This window comes from uncultured Lacinutrix sp. (assembly GCF_947500325.1).
GTDB lineage: Bacteria > Bacteroidota > Bacteroidia > Flavobacteriales > Flavobacteriaceae > Lacinutrix.
Window position 1 is genome coordinate 58,482 of sequence record NZ_CANMRQ010000010.1, and the last position, 14,116, is coordinate 72,597.

At 31.3% G+C, this 14,116-nt stretch carries 9 protein-coding genes; 1 reads left to right on the forward strand and 8 read right to left on the reverse strand.

Features of this window, described 5'->3' with window-relative positions; genetic code table 11:
* Position 1 precedes the first annotated feature (1 nt).
* On the forward strand, positions 2-874 hold the full coding sequence (locus Q0997_RS12835; protein ID WP_299889489.1) for a YgcG family protein: 873 nt from the start codon (positions 2-4) through the stop codon (positions 872-874).
* A gap of 190 nt (positions 875-1,064) precedes the next feature.
* Here Q0997_RS12835 and Q0997_RS12840 read toward each other — a convergent pair whose 3' ends face one another.
* The 8 genes from Q0997_RS12840 to Q0997_RS12870 form a co-directional block, all read right to left on the reverse strand.
* Positions 1,065-3,848, reverse strand: coding sequence for an outer membrane beta-barrel protein (locus tag Q0997_RS12840; protein ID WP_299889491.1), 2,784 nt, complete (start codon positions 3,846-3,848; stop codon positions 1,065-1,067).
* 132 nt (positions 3,849-3,980) lie between these two features.
* Entirely contained in the window at positions 3,981-6,416 is a 2,436-nt protein-coding gene (locus Q0997_RS12845; RefSeq protein ID WP_299889493.1) for a T9SS type B sorting domain-containing protein, read from the reverse strand.
* A gap of 148 nt (positions 6,417-6,564) precedes the next feature.
* The gene (gene der, locus Q0997_RS12850; RefSeq protein WP_299889495.1) at positions 6,565-7,872 is read right to left on the reverse strand and encodes a ribosome biogenesis GTPase Der; all 1,308 of its coding nucleotides are present in this window, start codon (positions 7,870-7,872) and stop codon (positions 6,565-6,567) included.
* 164 nt (positions 7,873-8,036) lie between these two features.
* Positions 8,037-8,867 (reverse strand): hypothetical protein, encoded by an 831-nt coding sequence (locus Q0997_RS20490; protein WP_367180218.1) that lies wholly within the window; start codon positions 8,865-8,867, stop codon positions 8,037-8,039.
* Positions 8,822-9,568 (reverse strand): hypothetical protein, encoded by a 747-nt coding sequence (locus Q0997_RS20495; RefSeq protein ID WP_367180219.1) that lies wholly within the window; start codon positions 9,566-9,568, stop codon positions 8,822-8,824. The genes Q0997_RS20490 and Q0997_RS20495 overlap by 46 nt, the downstream gene beginning before the upstream one ends.
* A gap of 148 nt (positions 9,569-9,716) precedes the next feature.
* Positions 9,717-10,598 (reverse strand): GTPase Era, encoded by an 882-nt coding sequence (gene era / locus Q0997_RS12860; protein WP_299889497.1) that lies wholly within the window; start codon positions 10,596-10,598, stop codon positions 9,717-9,719.
* A 133-nt stretch (positions 10,599-10,731) separates the two neighbouring features.
* Complete coding sequence (locus Q0997_RS12865; RefSeq protein ID WP_299889500.1) at positions 10,732-13,533, reverse strand: trypsin-like peptidase domain-containing protein; 2,802 nt, start codon at positions 13,531-13,533, stop codon at positions 10,732-10,734.
* Between the two features lie 102 nt (positions 13,534-13,635).
* On the reverse strand, positions 13,636-14,094 hold the full coding sequence (locus tag Q0997_RS12870; RefSeq protein ID WP_299889501.1) for an RNA methyltransferase: 459 nt from the start codon (positions 14,092-14,094) through the stop codon (positions 13,636-13,638).
* Between the last annotated feature and the right edge of the window lie 22 nt (positions 14,095-14,116).

Below are 14,116 nucleotides of genomic sequence, written 5' to 3' on the forward strand. Positions count from 1 at the left end.
TATGTTATACACCCTTAAACATATATTTTTAAACATTGCCAAGCAAAGACTATTTCTATTAATAATAGTATGCTTTGGGCTTAATGCTTCTTATGCTCAATTTAATATCCCTCCAAAGCCTCCAATTGCGAATGGAGGACAAACGAGTGTTTATGATTATATTGGGTTACTCAAACCAAATCAAAAACGTACACTAGAGCAAAAGCTTATAAAATACTCTGATACAACGTCTACACAAATAGTTGTAGCTATTATTAGTTCTACTAAAGGAGAATATATTAACTATTTAGGTGCTCAATGGGCTCAAAAATGGGGTATTGGAGATAAAGATAAAGACAATGGTATTTTTATACTTTTAGCCAGAGACGATAGAAAAATAGGTATTAGTACAGGTTATGGCACAGAACACTTAATGACCGATGCAATGTCTCGCCGTATTATTGAGCGAGACATCATCCCTTATTTTAAGCGTAATGATTATTATGGAGGACTTAATAAAGGTGCTGATTCTATTTTTGAAGTCATGCAAGGCGAATATCAAGGCACAAGACAACAAGGTAGCGGTAATGATTTTCCTTTTGGTATTCTTTTATTTCTATTTATAGTCTTCATCATTATTTTAATCTCCATTTCTAAAAATAGACGTGGTGGTGGAAATGGTGGCCGAGGTTTTAGAGACAACTCTACAGGACGTGATATCTTAGAGGCTATTATCTTGAGTAACTCTGGTCGCGGTGGTTACAGACGTGGATCTGGAGGATTTGGTGGCGGTTTTGGAGGTAGTAGCTCTGGCGGAAGTTTTGGTGGCGGCGGATTTGGTGGTGGATTTGGCGGCGGCGGTTTTGGCGGCGGTGGCGCATCTGGCGGTTGGTAAATCAACCACTATTAAAATTTCTTATTACAACTTTACTAAGAAGAATTTAATATTTCTTTTAACATAGACAAATAGCAATTATAGGTTATATTAAAAGGAATTATAGAAAAAATAGCATCTACAAATTTAAAGAATCATATTATTACTATTATATAAATACAGCATTATATTCCATTATTAAGAAATGGTATTAGTTAAAAATGTGAAAACTATTTTTAGAGCTTTCTCCTTTAGAGCCTAAACTATTAAATTTCCAACTAAAGCTTAACATAAAGTATTGTTGTAGCACAGTACTTTGAGAATCTTCAATATAATCCTGAGTAGCAGTTCGTCTAGCATTTGTATTTTGATTTAATAAATCATAAACCTTTAATGTAACAGCTCCTTTATCTTTTAATACAGAATAAGCAAGCGTTGCATTCCAAAACCAAGCACTTTTTTGAAAACCTTCAGCTACATCAGGATTATAATTAAAACTAATATCATTTCTCCATTCTAATTTTTTAGGTAAAAATGTTGCTGTTTTTATACCTGCAGAATGCCTAGTAAATTCTCTATCTTGAAAAGCATCTATATCAAAAGCATTATTAGTAAAAGTAATACGATAATATGGTTTAAATTCAAAAGTATTTTTCCAGATAAAATCTAACCCAACATTAGGAGTTATAGCAGATACTGTACTTGAATATTTTATATCATTATTAAAATTAATGTTCTTAGAAAAACTAGACCAAGCTCCTACTCTTAATTTAATATTCCTTAATGAATCTAACTTAAAGTTCTTACTATAATTACCAGAAGCATTAAAATTATAATTACCATTTACATTTTCGTAAGTGGTTGTTCTTTTTAAAGTTTCAGGTTCTACAACAGTTTTAGAAATCACTTGGTTATTATTAACATTTGCACTAACATTAACATACATACCTGTTCTTTTTTGCCAATCGAAACTATTATAACCTACATAAAGCCTATGAGTATTAGATGGCTCTAAATTTGGATTACCTATAATAGTATTTAATGGGTTTGAAACATCTGTGTAAGCTTGTAGTTGCCTTAATGCTGGTGGATTGTTATTCAATCTATATCCCATATATATAGATTCTTTTTCACTAAACCTGTAATCAATATTATAACGCAATTGTAAATTTTTAAAATCGCGTTCTACATTAAATTGAGGCCTTAATAAATCTTCATTTTTAAGTGTTCTTATATTGTAACTAGCATTAAATCGTGTAGACCATTTTTTCCCTCTATACGTCAAACCAACACCTGGAATACTTCTAGAATCTGTATATTCGAAATCCGTACTCAAATCTGTATTAAAAATAGAAAAAGATTGAGAAATGTCATCAAAATCAAAAGTACTTTCTCTATTTTCGTCTTTATCTCTTGAGTATTCATATTCAAAATTCAAGAATAATTTTTTTGCGACTATTGGCAAACGATAAGTAAATTCTGCTGTTAAACCATTACTATTATTTTCACCATCTGTAAATTGATTTCTTATAATAGTTTCTGGACTAGCTCCAAAAATCTCTGTGTTAGAATTTATAAAATCATCACTCTCGTCTCTATTAATCCTATTCTCTAATTCGAAACGCACAAAAGCTCCTTTAGCTCCAAATCGTTTTGTTAATGTTAGCTGATTTGAAAACTGTTTTGCTAAACGCTCCACATCTGAATCTGTAGACGATTGGTTAGTTAACACTCGTTCTTCATTTAGTGTTTCATCTTCTCTTCCAAATATTGTTCTTGTTTTTGAATAACTAAATGATGGTACAATATTAATTTGAAATGTAGAATCAGTTTCAATTTCGAATTCTAAATTAGCTGTATGACTATCTGTATCATTATCTGATCTTGAATTAGAATTTGTAAAAAATCGTGAATCTGATAAAATTGTTTCTCTTTGTGACGAAGACTCATTAACAGAACTACTAGAAGCATAAAAATAATCACTAGATACTTCTGTAGTTTCACCTATCTTATCGGCATAGTTAAGTCCTGCATTTTTTGAAGTTGTAATACCTTGTCCTCCTCCAAAAGAACGGCCTCCAATAGTAAAAGAGCCATTACCTCCAAAATTCATGCCTCCACCGCGACCGAACATTTTAGAAATTTCGCCAAAACTAAAACCTGGAGAATTAGTATTATTACCTCCAGCAAGTACACTTATACGTTGATCATTATCAAACACATTTAACATTCCTGCAAACTCATAACGTTCATCTGTTCCTCCACCTGCTGCGACACGACCAAAAACGCCTTTGTTATTTTCCTCTTTTATAGTGAGGTTTATTGTTTTATTTTCCTTACTTCCAGCTTCTCCAGTGAATGCTTCTGCTTTTGTTTTTGTATCTACAATTTGAATTTTCTCAACTATATCTTTAGTCAAATTCTTAGTTGTAATAGATGGGTCATTTCCAAAGAAAGGTTTTCCATTAACTAAAATTTTATTCACTTCTTTTCCATTAACTTTAATCTTACCTTCTTCATCAATTTCCACGCCTGGTAATTGTTTTAATAAATCTTCGACATTAGCATCTTTTTTTGTTTTAAATGATTTAACATTAAACTCTAAAGTATCCTGTTTAATGGTAACTGGGGCAGTAGATTTTATAATAACTTCATCCAATGTATTAGAATCCTCTTCTAAAAGAATAGTCTCTAAATCGATTATTTCTTTATCTATTTTTAATTTCTGAAGATATGTTTTGTAACCTACGTATGAAATGTAAAAGTTTAAATACTCATCTGATGTAGTATCTTCTAAAGAAAAAACACCATTTTTATCTGAAATTGTATAGGTAACCAAAGTACTATCCTTAACACGTTGCATATACACTGTTGCAGCTTCTAATGGAGATTGATCATTTGCAGCTATAAGTTTACCTATAACTTTAAATTCTTTTGTTTGAGAAAATGACACTGTAGCAAATAGTAAAGAAGCAAGAAGTAATAACTTACGCATAATTTAAGATTAGTTAGATTGGATATTGGTTACATAGCGTTTATTAAACAACGAAAGTAGTTTAGAAAACGTATGATTTTCTTAAAAGAATGATAAAATTTCTTAAATATTCTGTTCTTTTTATTTTATAAATTAACGTTTTAAAGTAAAATGCCCTTTGAAGTTTTTTCCTCTACCCAAAAAGACCGTAAACCAATAATCTGAAGTTGGCATTTTCACCCCATTATAGGTGCCATCCCAGCTATCTTCTTTATCTTTTAATGTGTATAAAAGTTTACCATATCTATCATAGATATTTACTACAAAAACACCATTAAAACTATCTAAAAGTCCTTTTATACTCCATGTGTCATTTTTAGTATCATTATTGGGAGTAAAATAATTAGGATAGCCTATAACAGAAATATCTTGATTTACAATACCACAATTATTTAATACATCTCTAACATATACAGTATGAACGTTTGCAGTAACATTAGTAAATGTATTAGCATCTTGGTATGGTCCATTTATATCGTCTAAAGCATACTGATAATTACCTTCACCAGAAACAAAAATCGAAATTGTATTATTTTGTGAAACATCTAGTATTTCTATTTCTTCAATAGTAGCTATATTAGAAGGTAGTACATTTATACTTCTAGAAATCGAACAATTAGTATTATTATCGGTAATTGTAACCACATATGTTCCAACAGTATTAATTACTATACTTTCAGAAACTTCACTTGTAGACCAGCTGTAAGAAAAATCATTAGAGTTACCTATAACACCACTTGTTAGAGAAACCGTATTAGGAAACTCATTTAAACAATAATATATTTCAGAATCTTCAATAACATCTGGTGCGCTGTTTACCTGTAACTCTACTTGAGCAATACCATAACAGTTATTATTTTGTTCTCCTCTAACATAAATTATTTGAGACTCAGGTATTACATTTATATAATCATTAGTTAATTGATTATTTTGAAGCAGCGCATCGTCTATAGATAAGTAAAACTCTAACATAATATCTTGAGGTAATCCTAAAAGTACCTGCGTATTCGCTTCTGAAAGATTAAAAGTTGCAAGCCCATCATTTGAAGAATCATCACATATTAATAAAAGCGCATTATTTAAAGCATCTGTTCCAACTTCTAATATAACTTCTGCTGTATTAGTACAATTATTATTTGTGTCTGTCACCAACGCGTATATAGTTTGTGGATTAGATGTATTGGTATAATCGCTATCAATTTGATTAGTTAATGCTATATCACTATAAAAACTTATAGAAAAATTAGTCGTAGAGCCATTAACTATTTCTGAAAAAACATTATTCAAATTAAAAGTTGTAATACCATCATTTACATCACCATCTTCGCATTGTCTTATGGATGTATTAAAAACTTCTGGCTGGGTATTTATGGTTACTATTATTTGTGTTCTTTCTCCAACAGTACAACCTGCAAAAACAGGTACCACCCAATAAGTTGTTGTTGTAACTAATACAGGATTGTATGTAAACCCATTATGAATTGGAGTGATAGATGTTGCAGAATCATACCATAAAATAGTATCTGTATTAGAACTTATATTAAGAGTGATAGCATCATTTTCACAAAAGGCAGCATTATTAGCATCTATAATTCTTGGAGTTATTATTGAAGTACTAGCCGATAAGTTAATTGATGGATCACCAGGCATTCCACCAAATTCAACTAAATATCCTTTTGGATGATAAGGACTAGAAATATCTAAATCGCCTGTTACTGGTAAATCGTTCCAAGAACCTGGTTGCCCTATACTAGGATCTGTTATATGTGCATAATCTTCGTTTCCTCCAAAATTATTTGGTTCTGCAGTATTCCAGAAGTTATATTCTCCATTTTGAGGCGTTCCATTTTCTTGACCTATCCAAAAAACTGTACCTGCTTCTGGTCCTGTTACCCATTTCCAAGTATTCTCTATTTCGGCATCTGTTGCACCAATCCATCCGGCTCCTGGGCTTTGCTCTCCAGCTAATTGTGATTCTTCAATAGAAGAAATTGTTGCTAAATAGCCTTGTAACCCATAAAAACTTTGTGATGCGGCTGCAGTTTCAGCTTCTGTCCAGGTAATACTCAAATCTGCTACATAAAAATAATAATGATCTGTAGAAGGCAAATAATTAGCACTACCAATATTAATTGAAAAAAATTTATCTTCAGTAAAATTTGTTTGACTAGTTTGAAAAAGAACATCTAAAATAGCCGCTTCAAACTCATTAAAAGTTGCTGGTCCATTAAGTGTTAAAACACCTAAGGCAACAGACCAATCTGTAGTAATTGAAGGATGTATCCCTGATAATGTTAGTTCATCATTTCCTGCATTATAACCTTCAGAAATTTGAATGCGAATTAGATCTAATGTTGTATCTCCAACATCTGGATCTGTAATATCTACAGCTGTAGCAATATTAACAGATGTTCCAGGGCAATATCCTTGACTCCCAGATGCTATAATTGAAGGTGGACTATCTTGGCAATAACCATTAAAAACAGTGATTCCAATAAAGAAGGTTAATACAGCTAATTTTTTATTCATTATATGACGATGAAAAGTAAAAATAGTTATTTTTTTACTTTTTCATTATAATACACTTAACTACATTAACTTACAACGCTCTTTATTAAAGAATCAATAATATAAAACGTTAATAATAAGAAATCCTTAAAAAAAATTAAACAAAAACTTATTTTTTACGCATATAAACACTTACTGGCACACCTTTAAAATCAAAAATATCTCTTAATTTATTCTCTAAGAAACGCTTATAAGGTTCTCTTACGTACTGAGGCAAGTTGCAAAAAAACGCAAATTGAGGTTGCGGTGTAGGTAATTGCATAATATATTTAATCTTAACAAACTTACCTTTATATGCTGGTGGAGGATAGTTTTCTATAATTGGTAACAAAGTATCATTTAATACACTTGTCTTAATTTTTTTGCTTCTATTCTTATAGACTTCAACTGCTGTTTCTATGGCTTTATAAATACGTTGTTTTGTTAATGCCGAAATAAATACAATTGGGACATCTGTAAAAGGTTCTATTTGCGATCGTATATGTTTTTCAAAAGCCACAGTTGTTTTATGATCTTTTTCAACTATATCCCATTTATTAACTAAAATTACAATCCCTTTTCTATTGCGCTCAGCTAACCAAAAAATATTTTGAACTTGCCCATCAAAACCACGATTAGCATCTACTACTAATAAGCAAACATCACTATGTTCTATAGCACGTACACTTCTCATTACAGAATAGAATTCTAAATCTTCTTTAACTTTAGATTTTTTTCTAATTCCTGCAGTATCTACAAGATTAAAGTCAAACCCGAAACGATTGTATTTTGTATCTATAGCATCACGAGTAGTTCCTGCAATATCAGTAACAATATATCTATCTTCCCCTATTAAGGCATTTATAAAAGAAGATTTTCCTGCATTGGGACGGCCAACTACAGCAAAACGAGGTAATTCCTCTTGTTCTTCTTCCTCTTCTTTTTCAGGTAAAGCCTCAACTAGATCATCTAATAAATCACCAGTACCACTACCATTAATACTAGCAATTGTATAATAATCTCCTAGACCTAATTCGTAGAATTCTACAGCATCTTCAGCTCGCTTTCCATTATCAACTTTATTAACTACTAAAAAAACAGGTTTTGTAACTTTACGTAATAATCTTGCAACATCTTCGTCCATTCCTGTAACTCCAGCTTCTACATCTACCATAAAAATAATAGCATCTGCTTCTTCGATAGCTAATTCTACTTGTTTATCGATTTCAGCTTCAAAAATATCATCGCTCCCTTTTACATATCCACCTGTATCAATTAATGAAAATTCTTTACCATTCCAATCACTTTTACCGTAATGACGATCTCTTGTAACACCACTAACAGCGTCTACAATTGCTTCTCTACGCTGTATTAAACGATTAAAGAATGTTGATTTTCCAACATTTGGTCTTCCTACAATAGCTACTATATTACTCATAATTTTAGTTTTAATCTGCATTACATATCCTGTAAGCGGATGCAAAGGTAGTGTTTAGTTAGAGATAAAAAACAAAACTTATACATCTTTCTATATATTAAAAATAAAAAATGCTTTGCCTTAATTAATTAAGACAAAGCATTTTAAAAAAGATTATTTATTTTTTATTGTTGATTTTCGTAAAAAGTAACGGTTCCACTATCTTCATTAGAAACGATTAATAAATCTTTATCATTAGGACTATCTGCAGCAGGAACAACTAATAATCCTTCTGGAGCTTCATCTCCACTATGAGATAGAATAGTTAAAAATGTTGGAGCAGATGGATTAGTAATATCATATACCATAATTTGATCTGTACGTTCTAAGCCAACAAATAAAATATAACGTTGATCACCAATATTTAAAACATCTACACTTTCTGGTTCTGCACCTTTATCATCGCTTCTTTTATCTTCATCATTAAAAGTAGCGGGTGAAGCTGCTAAAGTTTCTGTTGCTATACTATTCCCACTATCGTATACTTGCGTTCCATTTCCACTCCATATTGTAAATGAACGTGCTCCATAAGAATATAAAACATCGTAATCACCATCATTATCTATATCTCCTTCAGAAAGCATTGCTTTTAACCTTCCAAGATTAGCTTCATTTTGGTAATCTTCTGAAACAGGAAAAGCTGTTGGGTCTAAATTAAAATCTTTAATTCTATCTTCACCTACAAAACCTGGAGTTCCCTCATATTCTCTAGCATCACCTTCATTAGCAGAAATCACATAATCTGTTCCTGCAATATTTACATATGTAATGGCATCTGGTTGAAATAAACCTCTTACTGGCCAATTTTTTAATTGTGTAACGCCATCTTCATTACTAGCATCTAAAGAATTTTGTGGTAAACTATGATCTTTATATCCTAAAGGATAAATCGCTTCAATAGTTTTTGTAGTTAAATTAACTTTAGCAATACCGTTATTTCTTGTAACGAAACCCATGCCGTTTGAGAATCATCTGAAATAGTTATATATTCTGGTTCGACATCTTTAGCTAAATCTGCATTAGGGCCAAAAACTCTAAATCCTTGAGCTTCTAAAGTATCCTCTTGACTGTTAAACATTGTAAAATCTAAAGTAGTTACAGAATCATCATTTAAATCTATAATACTAACTGTTCCCATTGGATCTATAGTATAATCATCATTAGGTTCTCCTTCGTTTGCAGATACAATTAAATTCCCATCGTTAGAAAATGTTACCATATCAGGTAATGCACCAACAGTATACTCATTAAGTAATGTAGCATCTAAAGTATTATAGACTAAAATTTTTCCAGGATTTTGTTTTACAGTAGCTTCAACTGCGATTGCTAATTTCCCATTAGATACAGAAACACTATTAGGTCCTCCAAAAGCACTCAAACTTATTGATGTCTCTTGAACAGGTGTATCTAAATCTGAAATATTATAAATTGAAATCTCGTTAGATTCAGAATTAGTTATAAATAATTTATTTGTTATTGGATCAAAGGCAGAAATTTCTGAAGCGGCTTCTCCTCCAATATTAATAGTACTCTTATATTGAAAATTAACATTAGTATTTATTGGTTGTGGATTTGTAATTGGTATTTCGTCATCATTTTGACAACTAAAAGCTAACATTACTAATAATGCATAAATGGTTTTCTTTAAAAGTTTCATTTTTCGGTTTTTTGAATTAACACCAAAATTGAAACTATTGTTTAAACTGAATGTTAAGCAAATTCTAAGAAATCTTTACTTAAATTCTATAAAACATTTTAATATTTATGACAATGTTAAATTAAAGATATTATAGTCTTATCTATAATTATTGATTATAACCAAATCGTCTTAATTGACGCTGATCACTTCTCCAATTCTTATTTACCTTAACATAGAGTTCTAAGTGAATTTGCTTTCCAAAAAACTTTTCCAAATCTTTTCTAGCCTCAACACCAACGCGTTTTAAAGCAGTGCCTTTATGCCCTATAATAATACCTTTTTGTGTGTCTCGTTCTACCATAATAACAGAACGCACTCGTATTATTTTTTCTTCTTCAAAAAACTCCTCAGTATCAATTTCTACAGCATAAGGAATTTCTTTTTTATAATGCATTAAGATTTTTTCTCGAATGGTTTCATTTATAAAAAAACGTTCTGGCTTATCTGTTAACTGATCTTTAGGGTAATAAGCCGGTGATTCTGGAAGTAACTCAATTATTTTATCGAACACTTCTTTTACATTAAAACCTTCTAAAGCAGAAATTGCAATAATCTCTGCATTTGGTACTTTCTCGGCCCAAAGTTGAACTTGCTCTTCTAGCTGTGCTTGATTAGACTTATCTATTTTATTTAACAACAAAAGAACAGGGATTTTAGCACTTTTAATTTTATTAAAAAAGGCTTCATCTTTTAATTCTTTTTCACCAATTTCAACCATATAGATAAGCACATCTGCATCTTCAAAAGCCGATTTTACAAAATCCATCATAGATGCCTGTAACTCGTATGCTGGTTTTATAATTCCAGGTGTATCACTCAAAATTACTTGAAAATCTTCTCCATTTACAATCCCTAGAATACGGTGTCTAGTTGTTTGCGCTTTAGATGTTATTATAGATAATTTCTCACCTACAAAAGCATTCATCAATGTTGATTTCCCAACATTTGGATTCCCAATAATATTTACAAAACCTGCTTTATGACCCATTAGACTCTTGTTTTTCAGACTGCAAAGTTACGATGTTAGTTTGGTATTATACCTATTTATAATAGTATTTACATAAAAAAGTAAAGGCAGAAATAATATTTCTGCCTTTGTCTTTATTTTTAAAATAGAATAATTACTCTTTTATAAATCGAACAACTTGAGTTCTAGATTCTAAATTTATTTTTACAAAATATAATCCAGTTGACAATTGTTGTGCATCTATAATTAAATCTGAGCTTGTATTAACATTTTTCTTAGTAATCATTTGCCCTAAAACCGTATATATAGCATAGTTGTCTGGTAATTGATTATTATTAGCTTTAATAGTTACAATATCTTTAACTGGGTTTGGATACATTGAAAAAGTATTAATACCCTCTTGCTTAACACTTAAATTACTAGTATCTGGTGCAAATAAAAATTCTCCATCTATACCTGTAAATGTAGCTGTTAGAGTAACTGCATCTCCAAAAGCTCCTACAGTAGCAGCGACAGATTCTGTACCTCTATAAATAAACAAATCATTTCTAGTATATGTTCCAGCTGCATTAACTACTGCTGTTTCCCAACCAGCAATTTCAGTTTCAGTAAAATAAAATGTAATGGTATTATCTCCTGTATTAATTGCATTATCGGCTGTAATAGTATAAGCTTTATCCATTGCTAAAATAGGTAATGCAAAACCTTCAAAGGCTTGCCCGCTATTACCTTCTCTAGTAACCGCAACATCTATACAACCATAATCAAAACCATCGTTATTAGTAATTGTCGACATTATATTTCCAGAAGCAGTATCATAAACATTAATAGTTCCAGCATCTGCTAATCTTGTACTAGTAGCTGTATTAATTGCTGTTTGCGCAATAGCATTTCCATAGCCTCCAACTTCAATGTTATCTATTGCAATACCATAAGCCCAGTTCCCTAGGTCATTATATAATAAAGATATCATAATATTAGATTGACCAGCATAAGCAGATAAATCTACATTTAAATTCTCCCAACCACTTGTACTTTCTATCTCTGAACCAACATTATTCCATGTTACTCCATTATCTGTAGATACTTGAACATAAGATTCACTATCATATTGATCATTAGAATCTGTATGCACTATATCGAAACTAATATAAGCTTGATTAACTGTAGAAAAATCCACAGGGCTATTTATCATTAATCGTTCTTGACTCATATCGCAATTACAAGCATCATCATTAACAAAAATAAAATTAGTACCATTACCATTTGTAGACCAATTTGCTGAAGTAGAAGATAAACTATTACCAATAGCAAAATTAGATGTTCCATTACCTGTTATTGTATAATTGTTTACTCCCGCTTCTAAATCATCAGAAAAAAGCACTTGATTATCGCCTATATTAGGATTATAATCGTCATCTTCAATAGTAATATTAAAAACGTTATTTGCACTTAATACAGCATCGCCTCCATTAGCATTTAAAGTTAATTCAATTGAGAAATCTTCATTACCTTCAACAAAAGAATCATTAAACACTCTAACTGTTGCTATTTTATTAAATGCATCTCCAGTAATAAAAGTAACCGAACTTGTTAGCAATTCAAAATCTACACCTTCGGTCGCAGTTCCTCCAGCTACAACATTTAAAGTAACATCTGCATTCGCACTTGCAGGTTGTGCCAATCTAATTTCTAAATCTATATCTTGATAATTACAATCTGTAGCTTCATTCACGTCTGGAGCTATACTATCAAGAGCAAAAACTACCGGCTCATCCGGATTATTATCATCTACACCACAAGTTGGCATATTAGCACCTATAGCAGCAATTAAATTATCGCTTCTTCCACTAGAGCCATTAGCACAACCTCCTGTATTATGAATTGCAATTACTAAATGATCCTCATAACGAATTACTGGAGATCCTGAACTACCTCCTTCTGTATCACAATGATATTCTACTCTTGCTGGACCAGCATCTGTAACCATAGCAAAACCATTAGCATCACCATTACTATCTGTATTTACTGCAATCTCTTTACGTCTACCACCTGGGTGTTGTGGAATATATATACGTTCACCAGCAGTAACAGCAACAGAAGACAAACTTAAATACCCATATGTAGGTGTTGGATTTACAGGCAATTGTAATAAAGTAAAGTCTAATGACGCATCGGTTTGAATAAACGTTGCTGAAGTTGCCACTAAATCTGATGTAGCATCTATAGTAGCAGCACAATTATCATACCTATAGTTAAACAAAAAATCAATATTTTGCGCACCTCCAGCACTATCTACACAGTGATTATTTGTCATTACACTTCCATCGCAACCCAATAACCATCCTGTACATAAACCGCCACCGCCAATAAGTAATCTACAAACTGCTTCTGCTTTACGGCTCATCTCTGTACCTACATAACATACTACAGGCTCTTTATCATCTGCACTACAAATGGTTCTCCCTAAAGGATCTCCCAAAGACTCTACAGCATGATTTATACGTTCAATAGTATGCCCATAAGCTACTTTGCTAATATTGAATCCATAATTTAAATTATTAGTAGATACTTTATGTAATTCTACAGTAATAGTATCACTCCATAAAGTACCAGACCAAAACTGATTTACCATTTCTTTATTTGCTCCTATAATTTTACCTTTTTCAGAATAAATATATTCTTCTCCAGTTTCTGGACTATATACTTTTACAAAGTCTCCTGCCTTTAAATCGAAACTTTCAAAATACAACTTAATGTATGCTGAACCTTTATTAGAAAACGTTTTACTATAAACAACACCCTTAGCACTGTTATTATAATAAGCATTAGTTGCTGTTAAATCCACTGCAATTTCGTCTGCAATTCTTAATGGTTTTTTGCCCTCTTGAGCAGATATTACATTACTGCTTAATGTAATAAAACAGATTATTAGCGATAGTAATTTTAATTTCATGGTTACTTTAGTTTTTTGATATTTGCTGTTAAAAAAATCTAGGCTAAGATATTAAATCAAAACATAGACATACTTATACTAGTATATGATTATGATACTTTGTTACACTCTTGGCTTATTTATTCCTCTATCGTACATAATAATACTTCCCGCAACGGATACATTTAAACTTAGTTCACTTTTAAACTTTACTAAATGGTGAGATTTTGCAATTGCTTTTTTTGACAAACCATGATCTTCGGCTCCTAACAAGTAAACACAACGCCTTGGATGATTAAACGTTTCTAACGCTTCTGCTTCTTCAACTAGTTCTACTCCAACTAATCTAGCGCCTTTTGGTAAATGGTTATAAAATTCTTCAAAATTTTCATAATGAAAATATGGCATTGATTTTACAGCGTTATGTGTATCACAAGCTTGTTTAGCATATCTGTTCCCTATTGTAAATATAAAACTTGCTCCTAAATTTTGAGCTGAACGCCAAAGGACTCCTAAATTTTCTGGTGTTTTACCATTTTGAATACCAATACCAAAGTATTCGTTTTCGAAATTATCTATCATCCTCCAAAAATAAACATTTAAA

Excerpts from the sequence above, each read along its gene's own strand:
- Q0997_RS12835 (WP_299889489.1), top strand. The coding sequence starts at position 2 with ATGTTATACACCCTTAAACATATATTTTTAAACATTGCCAAGCAAAGA.
- Q0997_RS12840 (WP_299889491.1), bottom strand. The coding sequence starts at position 3,848 with ATGCGTAAGTTATTACTTCTTGCTTCTTTACTATTTGCTACAGTGTCA.
- Q0997_RS12845 (WP_299889493.1), bottom strand. The coding sequence starts at position 6,416 with ATGAATAAAAAATTAGCTGTATTAACCTTCTTTATTGGAATCACTGTT.
- der (WP_299889495.1), bottom strand. The coding sequence starts at position 7,872 with ATGAGTAATATAGTAGCTATTGTAGGAAGACCAAATGTTGGAAAATCA.
- Q0997_RS20490 (WP_367180218.1), bottom strand. The coding sequence starts at position 8,867 with ATGGGTTTCGTTACAAGAAATAACGGTATTGCTAAAGTTAATTTAACT.
- Q0997_RS20495 (WP_367180219.1), bottom strand. The coding sequence starts at position 9,568 with ATGAAACTTTTAAAGAAAACCATTTATGCATTATTAGTAATGTTAGCT.
- era (WP_299889497.1), bottom strand. The coding sequence starts at position 10,598 with ATGGGTCATAAAGCAGGTTTTGTAAATATTATTGGGAATCCAAATGTT.
- Q0997_RS12865 (WP_299889500.1), bottom strand. The coding sequence starts at position 13,533 with ATGAAATTAAAATTACTATCGCTAATAATCTGTTTTATTACATTAAGC.
- Q0997_RS12870 (WP_299889501.1), bottom strand. The coding sequence starts at position 14,094 with ATGATAGATAATTTCGAAAACGAATACTTTGGTATTGGTATTCAAAAT.